At 76.0% G+C, this 18,179-nt stretch carries 18 protein-coding genes; 6 read left to right on the top strand and 12 right to left on the bottom strand.

Translation table 11 applies throughout. The annotated features are described in order from the left end of the window. From EOE48_RS27660 to EOE48_RS27640, 5 genes are all read left to right on the top strand, one after another. A partial coding sequence (locus EOE48_RS27660; protein ID WP_127734103.1) for a FliM/FliN family flagellar motor switch protein occupies positions 1 to 953 on the top strand: 953 nt, incomplete at its 5' end. 3 nt (positions 954 to 956) lie between these two features. Further along, positions 957 to 1,598 carry a type III secretion system export apparatus subunit SctR gene (gene sctR / locus EOE48_RS27655; protein ID WP_127734102.1) on the top strand — a complete coding sequence of 214 codons (642 nt, stop codon included), beginning with the start codon at positions 957 to 959 and terminating at the stop codon, positions 1,596 to 1,598. A gap of 155 nt (positions 1,599 to 1,753) precedes the next feature. After that, the gene (locus EOE48_RS27650) at positions 1,754 to 2,776 is read left to right on the top strand and encodes a helix-turn-helix domain-containing protein (RefSeq protein ID WP_127734101.1); all 1,023 of its coding nucleotides are present in this window, start codon (positions 1,754 to 1,756) and stop codon (positions 2,774 to 2,776) included. After that, positions 2,773 to 3,795: a helix-turn-helix domain-containing protein gene (locus EOE48_RS27645; protein ID WP_127734100.1), complete on the top strand. Its 1,023-nt coding sequence runs from the start codon at positions 2,773 to 2,775 to the stop codon at positions 3,793 to 3,795. The genes EOE48_RS27650 and EOE48_RS27645 overlap by 4 nt, the downstream gene beginning before the upstream one ends. Before the next feature lie 420 nt (positions 3,796 to 4,215). Next, positions 4,216 to 6,645: a secretin N-terminal domain-containing protein gene (locus EOE48_RS27640; RefSeq protein ID WP_127734099.1), complete on the top strand. Its 2,430-nt coding sequence runs from the start codon at positions 4,216 to 4,218 to the stop codon at positions 6,643 to 6,645. A gap of 28 nt (positions 6,646 to 6,673) precedes the next feature. Here the strand turns inward: EOE48_RS27640 and EOE48_RS27635 are convergent, their stop codons facing one another. After that, positions 6,674 to 7,897, bottom strand: coding sequence for an MFS transporter (locus tag EOE48_RS27635; protein WP_127734098.1), 1,224 nt, complete (start codon positions 7,895 to 7,897; stop codon positions 6,674 to 6,676). Positions 7,898 to 7,996: 99 nt separating this feature from the next. Between EOE48_RS27635 and EOE48_RS27630 the strand changes: the two genes are divergently transcribed. Next, positions 7,997 to 8,560 carry a TetR/AcrR family transcriptional regulator gene (locus EOE48_RS27630; RefSeq protein ID WP_127734097.1) on the top strand — a complete coding sequence of 188 codons (564 nt, stop codon included), beginning with the start codon at positions 7,997 to 7,999 and terminating at the stop codon, positions 8,558 to 8,560. Between the two features lie 12 nt (positions 8,561 to 8,572). On the opposite strand, the gene EOE48_RS27625 is transcribed toward EOE48_RS27630, so the two are convergent. The 11 genes from EOE48_RS27625 to EOE48_RS27580 form a co-directional block, all read right to left on the bottom strand. Beyond that, positions 8,573 to 8,845, bottom strand: coding sequence for a hypothetical protein (locus EOE48_RS27625; protein WP_127734096.1), 273 nt, complete (start codon positions 8,843 to 8,845; stop codon positions 8,573 to 8,575). Positions 8,846 to 8,866: 21 nt separating this feature from the next. After that, positions 8,867 to 9,859, bottom strand: coding sequence for a hypothetical protein (locus EOE48_RS27620; RefSeq protein WP_127734095.1), 993 nt, complete (start codon positions 9,857 to 9,859; stop codon positions 8,867 to 8,869). A gap of 19 nt (positions 9,860 to 9,878) precedes the next feature. Next, on the bottom strand, positions 9,879 to 10,841 hold the full coding sequence (locus EOE48_RS27615; RefSeq protein ID WP_127734094.1) for a hypothetical protein: 963 nt from the start codon (positions 10,839 to 10,841) through the stop codon (positions 9,879 to 9,881). Positions 10,842 to 10,870: 29 nt separating this feature from the next. Beyond that, positions 10,871 to 11,725 carry an OmpA family protein gene (locus EOE48_RS27610; RefSeq protein ID WP_127734093.1) on the bottom strand — a complete coding sequence of 285 codons (855 nt, stop codon included), beginning with the start codon at positions 11,723 to 11,725 and terminating at the stop codon, positions 10,871 to 10,873. A gap of 111 nt (positions 11,726 to 11,836) precedes the next feature. Then, positions 11,837 to 12,763 (bottom strand): trypsin-like serine peptidase, encoded by a 927-nt coding sequence (locus EOE48_RS27605; protein WP_246154996.1) that lies wholly within the window; start codon positions 12,761 to 12,763, stop codon positions 11,837 to 11,839. 178 nt (positions 12,764 to 12,941) lie between these two features. Then, entirely contained in the window at positions 12,942 to 13,313 is a 372-nt protein-coding gene (locus tag EOE48_RS29450; protein WP_187371574.1) for a hypothetical protein, read from the bottom strand. Further along, a complete protein-coding gene (locus tag EOE48_RS27600; RefSeq protein WP_187371573.1) occupies positions 13,310 to 14,023 on the bottom strand; it encodes a hypothetical protein in 714 nt (237 codons plus the stop codon). The genes EOE48_RS29450 and EOE48_RS27600 overlap by 4 nt, the downstream gene beginning before the upstream one ends. Before the next feature lie 124 nt (positions 14,024 to 14,147). Beyond that, a complete protein-coding gene (locus EOE48_RS27595) occupies positions 14,148 to 14,660 on the bottom strand; it encodes a hypothetical protein (protein WP_127734091.1) in 513 nt (170 codons plus the stop codon). Continuing rightward, the gene (locus EOE48_RS27590) at positions 14,657 to 16,051 is read right to left on the bottom strand and encodes a hypothetical protein (protein WP_127734090.1); all 1,395 of its coding nucleotides are present in this window, start codon (positions 16,049 to 16,051) and stop codon (positions 14,657 to 14,659) included. Before EOE48_RS27590 ends, EOE48_RS27595 begins: the two co-directional genes overlap by 4 nt. An 11-nt stretch (positions 16,052 to 16,062) precedes the next feature. After that, on the bottom strand, positions 16,063 to 16,560 hold the full coding sequence (locus tag EOE48_RS27585; protein ID WP_127734089.1) for a hypothetical protein: 498 nt from the start codon (positions 16,558 to 16,560) through the stop codon (positions 16,063 to 16,065). Positions 16,561 to 16,589: 29 nt separating this feature from the next. Beyond that, on the bottom strand, positions 16,590 to 18,035 hold the full coding sequence (locus EOE48_RS27580; RefSeq protein ID WP_246154993.1) for a hypothetical protein: 1,446 nt from the start codon (positions 18,033 to 18,035) through the stop codon (positions 16,590 to 16,592). Positions 18,036 to 18,179 lie beyond the last annotated feature (144 nt).

The raw sequence follows: 18,179 nt of genomic DNA, 5'->3' as shown, positions 1-18,179 counted from the left end.
CGGCGGTCGCCGCCCTGGCCGAGGCGCCGCCCCGGGCGGCGGTGGGGGCGCGCCTGCGCCTCGGCGGCGTCGCCGTTGTCGCGGTGCCGGCGGCATTCCCGTTCGCGGCCTTGTTCGGGACCGAGCTCGCCGTCGAGGACCTCGCCCTGCTGCCCCCGGCCCTGGCCGAGGCCCTGTGCGAGGGCGTGGTGACGAGCCTCGCCGGCCTGCTGCCGGAGCCCGGCGCCGGGTCCCAGCCCGGCACCGGGCATCAGCCCGGTGCCGGGCTGCCGGTGGTCGAGGCCTGCGGCCCCTGGCCCGGGCTGGCGCCAGACCCCGACCCGGGGGACCTGTCCTGGTTCCGGGTCACCGTCGCGGGCCTCGCCCCGGAGCCGGCGGTGGTCGATCTCGGCGCGACGCTGCCGGCGCTCGCGGCGATCCTCGGCGATCCCGCCTACGGGCCGCTGGCGCGGCGCGGGGCCTGGCCGGGGCTCGCCGCGCGCCTGACCTGCGAGGTCGCCGCGACCCTCAGCCGGGTCGCGCTGGCGCCCTCGGCCCTGCGCGCCCTGGTGCCGGGCGCGGTGGTGGTGCTCGCCGCCGGCCACGACGAGACGGTCGCCCGCCTGCGCCACGGCAGCCGGCTGTTCGAGTTCCACCGCGGCGACGGCGCCTGGATCTGCCGCGCGGCGAGCGACGACGCGAGAGGGGATACGATGAATCCGGATGACGCGGCGCCGCCGCACGCCCTGGCGGACCTGCCGGTCGCCGTCGACCTCGATCTCGGCCGCGTCGTCCTGCCGCTCGCCGAGGTCGAGGCGTGGCAGCCCGGCAGCGTCGTCGCCCTCGACCCGGTCCTGGCGCACGAGGGCGTCGAGGTGACCCTGCGCGTCAACGGCCGGGCGGTGGCGGCGGGCGACCTCGTGCGCCTCGACGACCGGCTCGGCGTGCGGATCGCGCGCCTCGCCCGGGCCTGAGCCGTGACCGACCCGCTCAACCTCATCTTCATCCTCGGCGCCGCCGCCCTGGTGCCGTTCCTCGCCGTGGTGGCGACCTCGTTCATCAAGCTGTCGGTGGTGTTCCTGCTCGTGCGCAACGCGCTCGGCGTGCAGCAGATTCCGCCCAACATGGCGCTCAACGCCCTGGCGATCATCCTGTCGGGCTACATCATGACGCCGGTCGTGGTGCAGACCTACGACATCCTGGCGGCGGGCACCTACAGCTACACCACCCTCGAGGGCCTCAAGGCGGCCTACGAGGCCGGCAGCGGGCCGCTCGCCGGCTTCCTGCGCCGCCACGCCGACGAGCGCGAGCGGCTGTTCTTCATGGAGGCGGCCCGCACCCTGTGGCCGCCCGACCTCGCCAATCGCCTCGGCGCCGACAGCATCGCGGTGGTGCTGCCGGCCTTCACGGTGAGCCAGCTGCGCGAGGCGTTCGAGATCGGCTTCCTGCTCTACCTGCCGTTCATCGCCATCGACCTCATCGTCTCGAACATCCTCTTGGCGATGGGCATGATGATGGTCAGTCCGCTCACCATCTCGCTGCCGTTCAAGCTGTTCCTGTTCGTGATGGTCGACGGCTGGTCGCGGCTGATCCTCGGTCTCGTCAAGACCTACGCCTGACGAGCCGAGAGCCGTCCCGGCCCGATCCGGCCGTGCCGGCGACGGACGTGAGACGCAGAGACAAGTTTTTCGACCTCGCCCGGCACCCGGAGCCGGCCCTCCGCTGTTATACGTCCCGTCACCTTGCAGCGAGGAGACGGGACGTGGAGGGCGGGGTGACGGATCTTCCAGTGACGCTCTACCGGGCCGAGAGCCTCGTCGCTCGCAGCAACCCGGGCGCCTGGCAGGCGGTGTTCCCGCATCTCAGGATCGCCCGCCGGCCCGAGACCGCCGACTCGGTGCGGGAGGACCGGGTCGCGGTCTGGAAGCTCGGCGACATGGCCCTGACGGTGGCGAGCCTGTCGGCGGTGGAGATCCGCCGGCCCCTCGCCGCGGTCCGCGGCGACGGCTGCGACGCCCTCGACCTCACGGTGCTGAGCAAGGGCGCCTGGGTCGGGCGGGCGGGCGGGCGGGACCTGACGGTCGGCCCGGGCGAGCTCGTCGCCCTCGACCTCGGCCAGCCGTTCGAGATCGCCGCGACCGCCTGCGACTGCGTCACGGTCAGCCTCGCGCGTGCCGCCCTCGCCGACGTGGCGCCGGCCCAGGCGGACCTGCACGGCCACGTCTTCCAGGGCGTCGGCGGGGCGCTCCTGACCGATCACTGCCTCGCGATCGCCCGCCACGTCGAGCGGATGCGGACGGCCGAGGTACCGTTCGTGCGCGCCGCCCTGCTGGCCCAGCTCGCCGCGGCCGTGACCCTGATCCGGCCCGAGGAGGAGGCGCGGCCGGGCGTGCTGCGGATGCAGCACCAGGCGCGGCGCCACATCGACCAGCACCTCACCGACGAGGATCTCGGCGCCGAGTCGATCCTCGCCGCCCTCGGCGTGTCGCGCTCCGTGCTCTACCGCGCCTTCAAGGACAGCGGCGGGATCGACGCCTACATCCGCCACCGCCGGCTCCAGGCGGTTCACGCCCTGCTGCTGCTGCCGGCCGAGCGGCGCAGCATCGGCGAGCTCGCCCAGACCTTCGGCTTCTCGCGCCCGTCGCACCTCGCCACCGCGTTCCGGCGCGCCTACGGCTACAGCCCGCGCCACCTGCGGGCGACGCGCTCGGCCCGGCGGGGCGAGCCCGACCCGACCGCGCCCGACCGACGCGGCCGCGAGGCCGGCCGGGCCGAGCGCCGCAGGGACGAGCGATGACCCAGATCCCGTCGCTCCACTTCGACACCCAGAAGCTGCCGCCCGGCTCCGGCTTCCGGGCGTTCCAGGCGGCGATCCCGCATTACGAGGTCGACCCGGCCCCCGGCACGACCGAGGCGGAGTTCGCCGGGCGCTCCACCGCGTGGTTCCTCGGCGACCTGATCCTGCTGCATTCGCGCTTCACGGCCTTCAACCTCGCGCGCACGCCGGCCCGCATCCAGGCCGACGGCATCGACACCTACGGCTTCATCGTGCTGCCGCGCGGGTCGTGGCTCGCGCGGACCGAGAGCCACGAGACGACCGTCGGCCCCGGCCAGCTCGTCGGGGTCGACATGACCCAGCCGTACTGGGCCGAGGCCAGCGCCTGCGAGGCGGTCCATCTCGTCATCGGCCGCGCCACCCTCCAGGCGGCGGTGCGCGGGAGCTTCGACATCGCCGCCCACGTCTTCGAGGGCACCGGCGGCGCCCTGCTGACCGACTACCTGCTGTCGCTCGCCCGCCACATCGCGGCGATGCGGCCGGAGGAGGCCGACGCGATCCGCAAGGCGACCGTCGCGCAGATCGCCGCCGCGGTGGCGCAGGTGCCGCCCCGGGAGGTCGTGCCGGCCCAGATCCGCAACGTGCGCAGCCAGGTCCAGCGCTACGTCGACCGCAACCTCACCGAGCCGTCGCTGTCGCCGGAGCGCATCGTCGAGGAACTCGGCATCTCGCGCTCGACCCTGTACCGCCACTTCGAGGCCTATGGCGGGATCCAGGCCTACATCCAGCGCCGGCGCCTCCAGGCGGTCCACGCCCTGCTGCTGCATCCCGACGAGGAGCGCAGCATCGGCGAGCTCGCCCAGACCTTCGGCTTCTCCCGGGCCTCGCACTTCACCACGGTGTTCCAGCGCACCTTCGGCTGCACGCCGCGCCTGCTGCGCTCGGGCAGCGGCCGCCGGATCAGCGCCCGCAGCGCCCGCGACGCCGCCGAGGCGCCCGAGGTCTTCCGCGACTGGATCCGGGAGGTGCGGCTGCGCTGAGGCGCTTTCCCCTGTGCCTGCGGCGTCACGGCCGGCGCGGGCTGGGACGTTGACGCAAGACCTGGGATGCTGCGAGAAGTCCGACGCCGGCGATCCTGTAAAAGGTGACCGCCTCGTTACCGAGGGAGCCGGGCTCCCGGGCCGGCCCGACCGCGGTCCCGGCCACGGCGTCGTCGGAGTCGCCCCGAGCAGAAAGCACGGCGACGCGCGATCATCTCTGTCGCGGACAGTCATTCCATGCAACGGCGACAGCAATAAAGTAACACCTTGGAAATTTGCGTGCACCCCGACGCCCCCGGCAGGACTTCCTGTTGGATCGTCCTCGCTTCACCGCTAGGGTCGCGACGGAAGATTGCAACCCGTCGACCTCCCTCGCCCCGCGGACGAGGTGTCGTCGGCCCTGTGGAGTAGGGGTCCGCGATGAGAGACCCGCATCGATCCGTCGCCTCGCGCCTGGGCGGCCTGCGCGTCGCCGGCCTGCTGCTCGCGCTGCTGGCCGGATCGGGCTGCGTCAGCCTCGACGGCGACGCCTGCGCCGACCCGGCCACGCCCGGCAGCGGCGCCGTGCTCAACAGCCGCGACGTCGCCCCGCGCAACTGCGACGGCAACTTCCTGTCGGCCCGCCGCCAGCGCTCGGTGCTCTACGACGGCGAGGACCGGCCCCGGCTGTGGACCGGCGACGCGCCCCGGCAGGGCGTGGACATCGACACCTCGCGGGTCAACGCGCCGCCGGCCGGCACGCCGCCCGGGGCGATCGGCTATCTCGGGACGCTGCGCATCGCCTACGCGCGCGACGCCGACGCCGTCGCGTCCGACATCGCGGCGCTGCAGAACCTCGGCAGCCGGCGCTTCGACCCGGACCAGCGCGTCACGGTCGACTTCAGGAAGGCGACCCTCGACTTCGTGCTCAAGCAGCTCCTCGGCGGCGCGCTCGGGCTGAACTACGTCGCGCCCGACGACCTCGGCGGCTCGGTCACCTTCCGCACCGAGCAGCCGCTGCCCAAGGGCCAGGTGCTCCAGGTCGTGCGCGACCTCCTGGCCCGCAACGGCTTCGAGCTGCGCAACATCAACGGGGTGTACCACGTCGGGCGCCCCGACCTCATCAACGCGATCGAGGGGACGGGGCAGGCCGGCCGCGACGGCGACCGGGTCTCGCGGGTGATCCGCCTGCGGCGCGGCAACGCCCGCGACCTCCTCGCCATCGCCCGGCAGGTGCTGCCGCGGGGCGTCGAGCTCGTCACCACCAACGCCCCCGACACCCTGATCCTGCGCGCCGACCCCGGCGAGGCCGACCAGATCGAGACCCTGCTCAAGCGGCTCTCGACCAGCGGCATGGGCGAGGACCACGTCGCGGTGGTGCCGCTGCGCCAGAGCGCGCCGGACAGGATCTCGGGCCAGCTCACCGAGTTCTACCGCGCAAGGCAGGCCGACCCGATCACCATCGTGCCGCTCAACGGCCAGCAGGCGGTGCTCGTCTCGGCCAAGGACGAGGCGATGGTCAACGGCGCCAAGCAGCTCGCCCAGGCGATGGACGCCGAGGTCCGCGACGAGGTGGCGCCGCGGATCATCCCGCTCAAGCACCTCAGCGCCGAGGAGCTGGCGCAGCGCCTCAGCATCATGTTCGGCGTCGGCGGGGCCGCGCCCGGCGGGGGCGGCCCCGCCGGAGCGGGCGGAGGCGGGCGGTTCGGCGGCGATTACGGCACCGATCCGCGCTCGGTCCCGCCCGAGCTGCTGCGGGACCCGGCCCCGATCCCCCGCACCATCCCGACCGCGACCGCCGATGCCGGGGGCGGCCCGCTCGGCGGCTTCGGCAACCGGCAGGCCTTCGTGCCGCCCGGCGCCGACCTCGGCGGCGGCGGCGGCCCGGGCCCGCAGGGACAGACCCGGATCGTGGCCGAGAAGACCAGCAACTCGCTGATGATCTACTCGACCTACAGCCTGTTCACGAAGATCCGCGAGGTCGTGCGCGCCCTCGACGTGCCGCCGGCCCAGGTGGTGATCGAGGCGACGGTGGTCGAGGTCGAGCTGACCGACCGGCTCGAACAGGGCGTCCAGGTCTTCCTCCAGGGCCGGGGCTTCACCCTCGGCTCGGGCAGCTCGGCCGATATCGGCCGCACCGCCCAGGCGGTGGCGACCACCGATCCCAGCGGCGGGACCGGCTCGTTCTTCAACAACGGCGGCGGCACCACCGGCGGGGCGGGGCAGAACGCCATCACCAACGACACCGGCGGCATCCTGGCGGTCGGGGCCAATCTCGGCGGCGGCCTGCGGGTCGACGCGGTCCTGCGCGCGCTCCAGGGCGTGACGAAGGTGAAGGTGATCTCGTCGCCCTACCTGACGGTGCTCAACGGCAAGCAGGCCCGCCTCGTGATCGGCGACCAGATCCCGTATTCGCGCCGCTCGCAATCGGCCAACAACCTCGGCAACACGACCGTGACCGAGGAGATCGAGATCAAGGACACCGGCATCATCCTCGACATCACGCCGCGCATCCACGCCAACAACTCGGTCGCGCTCAAGGTCAACCAGTCGGTCAGCACGCCGTCCGAATCGGTCCGCACCGGCAACCTGACCCCGGTGATCGCCACCCGGACGGTCGAATCCGACATCCTGCTGCAATCGGGCCGCACGGTGCTGCTCGCCGGGCTGATCCAGGACCGGCTGGAGCAGCAGGAGGGCGGCGTCCCGGTCCTGCGGACCGTCCCGGTGGTCGGCGACCTGTTCAAGACCAAGGTCGACAACGTGCGCCGCGTCGAGCTGATCCTGATGCTGACGCCCCGCGTCACCCGCACGCCCGGGCAGATCGAGGACGTCGCCCGGCTGCTCCAGGGGCAGGTCCACGCCCGGTGACGGCGGTCCCGACCGGGGGAGCGCACCGTCACCGGGCGGCGGCGTCCCGGGCCGACCCGAGGCGCAGGCCGGCGAGCCCGGCCAGGGCGACCGCGACGATCGCCGCCGCGTAGAGGTCGGCGGTCGGGCCGTAGCCGAGGGTGCGGGCGAGGAACCCGGCGAGGACCGCCGGCAGGCTGAAGGCGAGGTAGCTCTGGACGTAGAAGGCCGCGAGCAGCCCGGCCCGCTCGTCGGCCCCGGCGAGCGGCATGATCGTGCCGACGCAGCCGAGGAAGCTGGTGCCGAAGCCGCTGCCGGTGAGGAGCGTGCCGAGGATCAGCACCGGCACGCTCGCCGCGTGGATGCCGGCGACGACGGTCAGGACGCCGAGCGCCGTGGCGATCACCCCGAAGGCGAGGTTCCCGTCCGCCGGCACGGCCCGCCGCAGGAACACCGCGACCGCCCCGGCCAGCATCAGCGCGGTGACCACCGCCCCGCCGGTGAGCGGCGCCGGGCTGCCGGTGGCCGAGACGACGAGCGAGGGCACCAGCGAGAGATAGAAGCCGCCGAGCGTCCAGTTGGCGAGGTTGATCGGGGTGACGAGGACGAGGGCGCGCCGCGCCCGGGGCGGGACGGCGACGCGCGGGCGCAGCGCCGCCAGGATCGTGCGGGGGGTGGCGCCGGGCCGCCGCACCGCGGTCTCCGGCACGCGCCAGAGCCCGGCGGCGAGGGCCGCGAAGGCGCAGAGCAGCAGCCCGTAGACGAGGTGGAGCGGCAGCGGGCCGTACTGGATCAGCGCGCTCGTTCCCAGCGCCCCCGCCGCCATGCCGCCGAGCGGCGCGATCGCGTTGACCAGCGCGCCCCGGTCCCGGTCGGCGTCGAGGAGCGCCGCGCCGAGCGCGGCGCCGGCGATGCCCGTCGCCACCCCCTGCACGATCCGGGCGGCGATCAGCCAGCCGGGGCCGCGATGCACCATCAGGAACAGCCCCATGGCGAGGCCCTCGAGCAGCAGCGCCGACAGGATCACCGGCCGGCGGCCGAGATGGTCGGAGAGCGAGCCGGCCACCAGCAGCGCGCTCAGCAGCGCCACCGCGTAGACGGCGAAGATCAGGGTGACGAAGACCGGCGAGAGCGCGAAGGTCTCGCCGTAGATCCGGTAGAGCGGCGTCGGCGCCGCGGAGGCGGCGAAGAACGTGGCGAGCGTCGCCGCGTGGAAGGCGAGCGGGCCGAGCCGGCCCTGCGCGGCTCCCCCGACTGCTTGACCCGTCGCCATCGCCGTGTCCTTAAAGCGAATCCGTTGCGTTTGGTGATAGCGCCGGTTCGGGACTAACGCAAATTCTTTGCGTTTGGAGCGGTGAAGCGGGGAGGGGGCATGGGAGATCGGGAGGGGCCGCGCCCGGGGGGGCGCAGCGCGCGCGTCCAGGCCTCGGTCCACGGCGCCGCGCGGGCGCTGCTCGCCCGGATGGACCGGGCGCAGGTGACGATCCCGCTGATCGCGGCGGAGGCCGGTGTCACGCCGTCGACGATCTACCGGCGCTGGGGCGAGCTGCACGAGCTGCTGGCCGACGTCGCGGTGGAGCGGCTGCGGCCGGACATGGCGCCCGCCGACACCGGCAGCGGCCGCGGCGACCTCCTGGCCTGGGCCGAGCAATACGCCGAGGAGATGTCCTCCGACCTCGGCCGCCGGATGATCCGCGACGTGCTCGCGGCGGAGGGCGGCGCGGGGCCCCGGCGCTGCTGCGGCTACGTCGCCGAGCAGATCGGGGTCATCGCGCGGCGCGCCCTCGCCCGCGGCGAGGCGTTCCCGGAGACCGACGCGGTCCTCGACCGGGTGGTGGCGCCGATCGTCTACCGCATCCTGTTCGACGAGGCCCTCGGACCGGACCGGGTCGGCGACCTCGTCGCGACCGCGATGGCGGAGGCGAGGCGGCGGTGAGCCCCGGCGCCCTCACCCCCGACACAGGCCGTGGAGCGCCACCGCGCCCGCCCCGAGGCCGACGAGCAGCGAGATCAGCATGAACGGCAGCATCGGGATCACCAGCCAGCCCATCACCGTCAGGGTGTGGACCAGGCCGCCGATGTCGAGGCCGGCGACGAGGCACGGAGAGCGGCCGGCCTCGTCGACCCGGCAGCCGGTGAGGCGGGCGAGGGCGAGGCCGAGCGCGAGCATCAGGGCCGGGGCCCAGACGACGAGGACGAGGGCGAGGAGGAGCGCCGTCATGCCGGGCCTCCGGCGCCGCATTCAGCGCATCGCCGTCGAGGCGGCGACGCGGTCGGCGCGGTCGAGCGCCTCGGTCCGGCCGGCCTCCGCGAAGGCGACCACCCGCAGGTAGCGGGCGCCCTCGAACACCATCGTCTGGGCGAGCCCGAGGGGGCGGCCGGTCTTCGTGTCGGTCCCGGTGCCGCGCAGCCGCACCACGACGGCGCCGGCCCGGGTCGAGCGGTCCTCGGCGGTCACCGCGACGTCGCGGGTGTCCTTCTGGGCGGCGAACAGCCTGCGGGCGACCGCGACCTCGGCGCCCGCGCTCACCGGGGCCGATCCGAGGGACGGCGCGATCACCACCGCCGGTTGCGTGCGGCCGGGATCGACGTCGTTCGGCCCGTCGGTGAGCAGCAGGCCGTTGCCGGCGAACACCCCGACCGGGCGGAACCCCGCCATGTCGCCGACCCGGTAGGGCAGGGCCGCGACCTGCTCCGACAGGCTCGCCTTGGGGCGGAACGCGATCGTGCGCAGGGCCGCCTCGACCGCCGCCGCCGGCACCTGCCGCGCCGCCGCCTCGGGCACCTGCACGGTGACGAGCCCGGTGCCGGGCGCGCCGCGCACCACCGCGACCCACTTGGCGTAGGTGAGGCCGTTGGCGCCTTGCGTGCCGCGCAGGACGAAGCCCTCGCCGCCGGCCACGGGCAGCGCCTCGCCGGCGCCCTTGACCCTGAACCCGGTCGGGGCGAGCGCCTCGGGGGTGAAGCGGCCGGCGATCTGGTCCCAGGCCTCCGGCGGCATCTCGACGAGGACGATCGAGGCGCCGGAGCGGTGCTCGAACCCGGCGAAGCTCTTCGCGGGCGTCATGCCGGGCGGCGGCGCGAGGCCGAGGGCGCCGGCCGGCGGGAAGACCGGCTCGGCGGCGAGGGCCGGCGCCGGCGGGGCGACGAACAGGCCGGCGAGCAGGCCGGCGAGCAGCGGGCGGCGCGCGACGAGGCGGCCGAGGAGGCCGTGCGGCCGGGGACGGTCGGTCATGGCGGGTCCTTGTCGGGGGTCAGCGGGTCGCGACGCGGCTGAGCACGAAGGTGTTGCCGGAGAACTGGACCTGCCCGGGTGCGCTCATGTGCTCCAGCATCAGGCGCAGGTTGCGGCCGAGCCGCGCGGAATCGGAGCGGGTCTCGTACCAGTACTCGGCGCCGGCGCCGCTGGCGCGGACCGGGCGGTGGTGCTCGTAGCAGCGGAACGCCGCCATGTACTCCTCGACCGCCTGCACCTCCTGGGGCGAGAACCCGCTCAGGCGCACCGTGTAGGCGGTCGGCAGGCCGCCGCAGGGCTCGCCGGCCGCCGCCGGGCCGGCCGGAAGCGCCGGCGCGAGGCCGCCGGGGGCGGGCGGGGCGGCGTCGGCGCGGCGGGGCGCGACGACGCCGTCGAGCTTGGCGGTCAGCGCCGCCGCGACGTCGGCGGCGATCGTCTTCGCCTCGGCGCCGACCCGCTCGAGCAGGCATTCGCGGTCGCAGCCCTGCGGCAGGGGCGGCAACTGCACCCCGGCGACCTCGAACGCGCCGAGGGACTGGCCGGTGCGCACGTTGAGCAGCCGGCCGGGGATGCGCACCTCGGGCCGCACGATGTCGGAATAGGCCGACTTCGTCGCCGAGGCGTACACCTGGAAGATCGCCACCACGTCGAGCGGCGGGTTCGAGACCGCGCGCGCGACCTCGATCAGCTCGGCGTCGCGGCGGCGGACGCGGTTGGGCTGGGTGAAGCCCATCGCCACCGCGGTCTCGTCGTAGACGTTGTAGCCGCGCAGGTTCATCGTCTCGGACAGTTCGGCGATCACGCGCTGGACGATGCGGTTGCCGCGCGGCACCGAATCCTCGTCGGCATCCTCGCCCATCACCACGAGGTTGGGCTTGGGCTGGGCGAGGGCGGCGGTCGGGCCGACGAGGCAGGCCAGGGCGGCGGCGAGGATCGTGGCGAGGGCGGCGGTACGCAACGCCACGGCGCGGGTGAGCGGCATCGGGGGTCTCCTGTCGGGTCTTTCGGGGTTCAGTCGAGGCAGGGCGGCGTCGGCGCCGCGTCGAAATCGTCGAGGTCGAGGACGACCCGCAGGCGCGGGTCGCCCGGGCGCGGCACCGCGCAGGCGGCCGGCACGACGAAGCGCAGCGCCCCGGTGCGGGCCGGCGCGATCAGGCTGACCTCGACCCGGCGGTTGACCCGCGATAGCGGCGCGTCGGGGTCCTTCGGGCGGCTCGGGCCCCAGCCGTGGACCCGCAGCCGCTCGGGCGCGATGCCGTAGGCCGCGACGAGGTGGGCCCGCACCGCCCGCGCCCGGGCGAGCGACAGGCGCCGGTTGTAGGCGGCGCCCCCGGCGGCGTCGGTGTGGCCGGCGACGAGGAAGCCGTGGCCGGCGAGTTCGCGCGAGCGCAGGGCCTCGCCGAGCGGCTCGAGCTGGATGCGCGCCTCCGGCGTCAGGCGGGCGCTGTCGTAGGCGAAGAACACCGTGAGATCGACCGCCCGGGCGGGATCGACCCGCAGCGCCGGACCGCCGTCGTCGGGGGCGACCGACAGCGGTCGCAGCGCCCCGGGATTGCCGTCGGCGAACGGCGCCAGCGAGCGGATGATCGCGGTCGCCGAGGGGTTGCTCGCCCCGGCCTCCGCCCGCTCGGCGGCCTCGTCCGGGGCGTCCACCGGACGGGCGTCCGCCGGACGGGCGTCCGCCGGACGAACGCCCGGCGCCTCGGTCAGCGGGTTCGACCGGGCCGGGCCGGCGAGCGCCAGAACCAGCCCGGCGGCGAGCGCGAGGCAGGAGCGGCGCAGGCGCCCCCGCGCGGCCCCGCGCAGCGGCCCGGTGGGAATGATGGCCGGCGCCGGGCGGCGCGCGGACGCGGTGTGGGTCGGCATGGCTCCCCCTGTTCGGGTCCCGGGCCTTGCTTCGGCCCCTCTCACCCCGTGCATGGACGGCCCAGAGCGGCTTTCGCCGTCCGGCCGATGGGTTTTTTTGTCCGATCCGGGTCAGCGCCCACGCAGGATCGCGTTCATCCGGCCCGGGTCGAGCGGGCCGTCGGGCGCGGGCGCCGCCGCGGCCGGGCGGGGAGCCGCGGGGTCGGGCGTCGCGGCGGCGACCGGGCGGCCCTGCGCCGCCGCGATCCCGGCCAGGACCCGGCTGCGGCCGAGGATCGCCGAGAGCCGGGTGGCGGCGTTGAAGCTCGTCGGGTCCTTCGGGTCGAGGCCGCCCTCCTTGTGCAGGGCGATGCCGGCGACCGAGGCGTCGAACATCAGCGAGCCCGACGAGCCGCCGAGCGTGTCGCAGCGGTGGCGCAGGTCCGGCCCCTCGGCCTGGTCCTTGAGGGCGAAGCAGCGGAACCGGCTCATCACCTTCGGCCGCCCGAGGGGATGGTGGATGACGAGCATCGAGCGGTTGCCCGGCACCGCCTCACCGGACAGGCGGGCGGTGCCGTAGGTCGCCGCGGGGTTCCCGGCGACCCGGGCGAGGGCGTAGTCGAGGCGGGCGTCGAACTCGACCGGCTTCGGGTCGATCTCGAACCGGCGCGAGCCCTTCCCGTCGAGGGTCAGGTAATCCATCAGGATCGATGCCTTGACCGGCGTCAGGTCGCCGGCCTGCGGCAGGCAGTGATGGTTGGTCAGCACGTAGTCGCCCGGCAGCAGCGCGCCGGTGCAGGAGGCACCGACCTGCTGGCCGGTGCGGGCGTTCCTCAGCACGATGTCGACCCGGCCGATCGGCCGGGCGAGGGCGGCGAGGCCGTCCTTCGGGTCGAGTTCGGCGATCGGCTCGAACGCGCCCTTGTTCTGGTCGACATAGGCCGCGGCGTCGCCGGTGGTCTGGCGCAGGGGCAACTGGGCGCGGCCGTAATCGGCCGGATCGAAGCCGACGCTCTGCGCCCGCGCGCCGCCCGACAGGACCAGACAGACGCCCGCCATGACGAGGCAAGGCCCCGCCATGACAAGGCAAGGCCCCGCCAGGACGAGAGAGACCAAATCCAGGGTCGAGCGGTGTCTTCGCTGGCGTGGCGCCATCGTTGTTCTCCCTCCCGGCGGCGGCGTTATGCCTGCTCCGGATCGTTTGGTCAAAACGTCACGGCGGTGGAGCTTCGGCTCGTCAGCGGATCAGCGCGTGCGTGAGGCGGATATCGGCCGGATACTGTCCCGCTTCGGATCCGTCACTCGGAACGGTCCGGAGGGCGTAGACGAGGGGCTGCCGGGCGCCCTCGCGCAGGAGGTAGGCCTGCGCCCCGTCGCCGAGGCGCGTCGCCGGCAGGGCCGCGTCGCGCAGCTCCGGCCCGACCTCGATCCGCAGCCCCGGGCGCAGCGCCCGGACCGCGATCCCGCACAGGTCCGGGGCGAGACGGCTCGGGGCGAGACGGCCGGCGGATTCGGCGGCGACCGGGCGCCGCTCGGCCGGATCGGCCCCGAACGCGACCCGGCGGCACGACGAGCCGGGCGGCGCCCGCAGCTCCTCGACGCGGATCACGGGGGGGTCGGGGGACGCCCCCGGCTCCTCACCCGTCCGGGAAAGGGGAGACGCGCCATGTTTGTCTCCGGCCCCGACCGCGACCAGCGCGGCGAGGCCGGCCGCGGCGGCGGCGCCCCCGGGCGCGCCAGCGCCCGCAGCGCCTCCGGCACGCTGGCGCCCGGCAGGACCAGCGGCGGGCGGCCGCGCCCGAGGTCGCGGAACGCCGCCTCGGCCGGCGCCCGCTCCGGCCCCTCCGGCAGCAGGACCGCGAGCACGGCGTCGGGCGCCGCGGCGAGCAGGGCGCGGGAGCGCGCGATCTTGTCGAGGAGGGCGTAGTCGCCCGGCCGCACCGCGAGGTCGAGGTCGACCGCGCCGGTGGCCCAGACGATCAGCCCGGCCTCCTCCGGCCCGGCGGCGAGGGGATGGCCGCGGGCGGCGAGGCCGTGGGCGAGGCTCACCGGCACCTCCCACGAGCGGCCGGCATCGAACGAGCCCGACAGGCGCAGCTCGTGCGCCGCCGGGGCCGCGCCGAGGAGCCGCGCGAGGGGTCCGCCGGCGGCGCAGAGCCGGGCGTAGTCGGCCGACCACGGCAGCGGGCGGTAGTCGCCGTCGGCGAAGGCCGCCGGGGCCGGCAGGCCGGGTCGGGGCCGCAGGGCACGCAGGCAGAGCGGCCCGGCGGTGGTCGGGATCACCACCAGCACAGCCGGCCGGGCCGGGTCCGTCGTCATACGATGTCCGATCGATCGCTCGGCGATCCCTGCGGGATCGCATTCGCGATGCGGACATCGGCTTCGCTCACGCGCCGCGCGGGCTCGTGATACGGATTTCGGAACGAATCGTCCGAAATCCGTCTCACAGCAGGAACACCGCGCAGGCCGGATCGGCGAGGAGCCGGCCGAGGAGGGCGGCCTCCGGCACCGCCGGGTCGAGGGCCAGCACGGTCGCGCCCGCCACCGGCTCGCCGAGGTCGAGCCGCACCGCCTCGTCGCCGCGCCACGCCTCGATCGCCCGCGGCCAGGGCCCGTCCGGGCCGCGCACGACCAGGAGCGGCGGAGCGTCGGAATCGGCGGGCAGGATCTCGAGGTCGAACGCCCCGACCCGGCGGCGCGCCACGGCGCCGTCCGAGGCCGCCGCGGCGAGGGGGGCGTGGGCCAGCGCCCGGGCGGCGAGCATCGCCCGGTAGCGCCGGGCGGCGTCGGACTCGTCGCGCAGGGCCCGCATCACCGCGAGGTCGACCGGCGCGCCGGGCGCCCGGGCGGCATGGGCCCACAGGGCGGCGTGGCCGATCCGCCGGGCCGGGGCGGGGGCCCGCAGCAGCCCGCGGGCGGCGTGGATCTCGGCGAGCAGCCGGGCCTCGTCGCTCACGCCGCCTCTCCCGCATAGGCCGCCGCGAAGGCGCCGGCGAACACCGCCCGGTCGGCCGCGAAGGCGTCGTCGAGGGGGCGCTGGCGGGCGAGCGCGGCGAGCGCCCGCTCCAGCCGGCCGGCCTCCTCGGCGAGGCGCAGCAGCGCCGCCTCGGTGGCGGCGAAGCCGGCGGCCAGCCCGGCGCGGTCGTCGAACCCGGCCCGGCGCACCCGGCGCAGATCCGCCTCGGCCGCGTCGAGGGCGGCGCGGGTCTCGAGGGCGAGGCCGTCGCGGTCGGCGATCCGCAGGGCGGCGGCGATGCGCAGCATGCGGGCGAGATGCGCCGCCAGCGCCCCGGCCCGGTCCCGGAGCGCGGCGTAGCTCTCGGCCTCGGCGCAGGTCGCCCGCTCGGCGATTCCCGCGCCGCCGCCGCCCCGGCGCAGGCGGTTGGCGATGCCGGACTGGACGCGCCCGAAGCTCGCCGCCCGCAGGATCGTCAGCGGGCGGGTGCGGTGGAACGGCTCCAGCCGCAGGAAGTCGGCGAGATCCTCGCGCTCGGCCCCGGTGAGGATCTTCGGGCCCTCCGGCAGGTCGGCGAGCACAGCGGCCAGCGCCTCGGCGGGCTCGGCGGCGGCGAGGTCGGCCAGCGAGGCGTCGAGCCGCTCCTCCCAGCCCTCGTGCTCGGCGAGCGAGGCCGGCGCGGCGAGCCCCTCCAGCCCGCCGAGGAGGGCGGCGGCGGCCTCGAAGGTCACGAAATGCTCGGCGACGGTGCGGAAGCCCGGCCGCTCGCCCTCGTCCATCGCGCCGCGCCAGAACGCCAGGATGTCGTCGTCGGCGAAGGCGCGGCGCCCGTCGAGGAAGCCGAGGATCGCGCGGAAGCGCCGCTCCAGCGGCGCCAGCGGCAGGTGGTCGGTGCGGTAGGCGGCGAGGTGCCGGGCGAGGCGGCGGGCGAGCGCCGCGGCGCCCTCCGGGTCGGGCGCCGCGGCGAGGTCGTCGAGCCAGCCGGCGACGGCGGCGAACCCCGCCAGATCCTCGGCGGTCAGCACGAACTCGGCGAGGGCGAGGAGCCGGGCGAGGCCCGTCCACGTCGTGCGCCAGCCCTCGCCGCCGTCCGGCGCGAGGCCGCGGGCATCGGCGCCGGCCATGCCGGAGAAGCGCTCCGCCACCGCCGCCGCCGTGGCGAGGCCGGGATCGAGGGCGAGGGTGACGAGGTCGCGCCCGTCGCACGGGCCGGTCGCCCGCGCCAGGGCGGCGAGCGCGTGGGCGAGGTCCCAGAGCGGCCGGTCGCGGTTCGGCCGCACCGCGCCGGTGACCGCCCGGGCGAGCCAGCCGCGATCCTCGCGCGACAGGTCGCGGCCCTCGGCCACCGCGGCGAGGTCGGCCGCGCAGCGCTCGTCGTAGCCGCCGGTCATGCGCCCGCTCCTCAGCGGCCGACGATGCGCGGCGCGAGCGCGCGCACCAGCGTGTCGGCGTGGCGGGAGGCCGCCTCCCGGGTCCGGGCCAGCACCCGGACGGTCAGCCGGTCGCCGTCGCGCAGCAGCACCGCCGTCGATCCCGCCCCGGACCCGAGGGCGTAGCTGCTCGACCAGCCGACCGCCGGGGCGACGGCGAGGCCGGACAGCCGGCAATCGGGGCTGCGGGCCCGGCACAGGGCCTCGAGGTCGGCGACCGTGGTCCGCCCCGCGCGCACCCGCGCCTCGGTGCCGTCGTCCTGGCGCCCGAGCTGGAGGTCGGCCATCGGCGCGCCGTCGCAGCCGGGGCAGGTCACGATCAGCCGCTGCGCCTCGGCCCGGGCCGCGGACCCGGCCCCGAGCGCCGTCCGGGCGGCGTCGGCCAGCCCGGTGAGGTCGCGGACCGCGAAGCCCTCGGCCCGGGCGGTCCCGAGCGGGAGGGCGATCAGCAGGAGGGCGAGGAGGCGCATGGGGGATTCTCCTGGGTTGCTCCGGGGCGTCATCGCACCACGATCCGGGCCGTCGCCTCGGTCACGCCCGGCACCGCCCGGATCCGGTCGAGGAGGTCGAGCACGTCGGGGGGCCGCAGCAGCGCCGCCTCGCCGTCGGCGCCCGGCGCCGCCGCGAGCCAGCGCGCCGCGAGGTCCGGCGGCAGGCCGCCCTCGACGCCGAAGCACGAGAACAGGTTCTCGAACGGTGCGCCGGCGACGATCTCGTCGAGGCCGTAGCCGCGGGGATAGGCCCGCGCCTCGCCGGCCTTCAGGGGTGCGAGCGAGGCGGGGTTGCCGCGCACCGGCAGGGCGACGAAGGCGGTCTCGTCGGGGGCGACGACCCAGCAATACAGGCTCTGGCGGGCGCGCGACTCGATGCGCAGCTCCATCCGCTGCCCGGCCGCGAACGGGGTCGCGGTCGGCGCCACCGCGAGCCGTCCCGCATCGGTGCGGGCGCTCGCCGCGACGTGGTCGAGGAACGGCCGCGGGGTCGGGTCGCAGCCCAGCCCCTCGATGCCGATGCGCCGCCGCCCGGTCGGGGCGAGCACGGCGCCGTCGCGGGCGAATTCCAGCTCCATCCAGGTCTGGCGGTCGCGGTCGGCGAGGAAGCGTCCCCGCGCGGTGACCGGCCCGGCGCAGGCGGTGCCCGGCGGCTCCCGGCGCACGTCGAGGCGGGCGCCCCTGAGGATCCGGTTGGCTGCGCGGGCCTCGGCGTCGAGGGCGATGACGAGGCGGTCGGTGAGCGCCCCGGCGCAGGTCGAGTGGCCGCCCTCGGCGACGAACGGGCAGACCGCGACGGCGCCGGCGTTCGGCGCCGCCTGCGCGAAGGCCCGCACCGCGCCCTCCATCACCGCGTCGACATCGGCGACGCCGGCCCCGACCCGGACCGGCACGATGACCGGCTCGCTCGTCGCCTTGCAGGCGGCGGTGCGGGTGATCGCCTGGAGCCGCAACGCCGCGGTCTCGCCGGCCCGGCGCGGCTCGACCAGGAAGACGCTGGCATCGCCCGCGAAGGCGGCGCGGATCTGCGCCTCGGCCTCGGCGCCCGACAGCCCGGTGGTGCCCTCGCGCAGGGCCTTGACCCGCACCACGTCGGCGGCCGGCGCGAGCCGCACCCGGCCGGTCGCCCCGAGCCGGCTCTCGACCGCGAGGCGGACCTCCTCGGCCTGCTCGCGCGACAGGGCGGTCTGCCCCGGCTCGACCCCGACCACCGCGAGAGTGAGGTCGGGGCGCCCGGCGCAGGCCGCGACCGCGTCGAGGAACGGGGTCAGGGCCGCGGTGGCGGGGTCGGCGCGGGCGGGTGAGGGCGCGAGGAGGAGTGCGAGAAGAAGCGGTACCGCGACGCCGAACCCTCCCCCCTCCGCGGGGGAGGGTGGCGAGCGGAGCGGGACGCAGTCCCGCCAAGAGGGGAACCACGATTCCGGATCTGGCTCAGCAGCCTTGCACGGCGCCACGTTCTGAGCCGTCGCGCCCCCCTCTCCCGGCCTGCTGCGCAGGCCACCGTCCCCCGCAGCGGGCAAGGCTGTCCGGGGAAAAAAGGCTATCCGGGGAAAAGAAGTGGCGCGTCTCCCCTCTCCCGAGTGGGAGAGGGGCCGGGG

The organism is Methylobacterium oryzihabitans, assembly GCF_004004555.2.
Lineage (GTDB): Bacteria > Pseudomonadota > Alphaproteobacteria > Rhizobiales > Beijerinckiaceae > Methylobacterium > Methylobacterium oryzihabitans.
The sequence above is the reverse complement of the archived record's forward strand: the minus strand, read 5'-3'. Positions and strand labels throughout refer to the sequence as shown.

What these genes read in the sequence shown, in the direction of transcription:
- EOE48_RS27645 (WP_127734100.1), top strand. Translation starts at nt 2,773, where the DNA reads ATGACCCAGATCCCGTCGCTCCACTTCGACACCCAGAAGCTGCCGCCC.
- EOE48_RS27640 (WP_127734099.1), top strand. Translation starts at nt 4,216, where the DNA reads ATGAGAGACCCGCATCGATCCGTCGCCTCGCGCCTGGGCGGCCTGCGC.
- EOE48_RS27635 (WP_127734098.1), bottom strand. Translation starts at nt 7,897, where the DNA reads ATGGCGACGGGTCAAGCAGTCGGGGGAGCCGCGCAGGGCCGGCTCGGC.
- EOE48_RS27630 (WP_127734097.1), top strand. Translation starts at nt 7,997, where the DNA reads ATGGGAGATCGGGAGGGGCCGCGCCCGGGGGGGCGCAGCGCGCGCGTC.
- EOE48_RS27625 (WP_127734096.1), bottom strand. Translation starts at nt 8,845, where the DNA reads ATGACGGCGCTCCTCCTCGCCCTCGTCCTCGTCGTCTGGGCCCCGGCC.
- EOE48_RS27620 (WP_127734095.1), bottom strand. Translation starts at nt 9,859, where the DNA reads ATGACCGACCGTCCCCGGCCGCACGGCCTCCTCGGCCGCCTCGTCGCG.
- EOE48_RS27615 (WP_127734094.1), bottom strand. Translation starts at nt 10,841, where the DNA reads ATGCCGCTCACCCGCGCCGTGGCGTTGCGTACCGCCGCCCTCGCCACG.
- EOE48_RS27610 (WP_127734093.1), bottom strand. Translation starts at nt 11,725, where the DNA reads ATGCCGACCCACACCGCGTCCGCGCGCCGCCCGGCGCCGGCCATCATT.
- EOE48_RS27605 (WP_246154996.1), bottom strand. Translation starts at nt 12,763, where the DNA reads ATGGCGGGCGTCTGTCTGGTCCTGTCGGGCGGCGCGCGGGCGCAGAGC.
- EOE48_RS27600 (WP_187371573.1), bottom strand. Translation starts at nt 14,023, where the DNA reads ATGACGACGGACCCGGCCCGGCCGGCTGTGCTGGTGGTGATCCCGACC.
- EOE48_RS27590 (WP_127734090.1), bottom strand. Translation starts at nt 16,051, where the DNA reads ATGACCGGCGGCTACGACGAGCGCTGCGCGGCCGACCTCGCCGCGGTG.
- EOE48_RS27585 (WP_127734089.1), bottom strand. Translation starts at nt 16,560, where the DNA reads ATGCGCCTCCTCGCCCTCCTGCTGATCGCCCTCCCGCTCGGGACCGCC.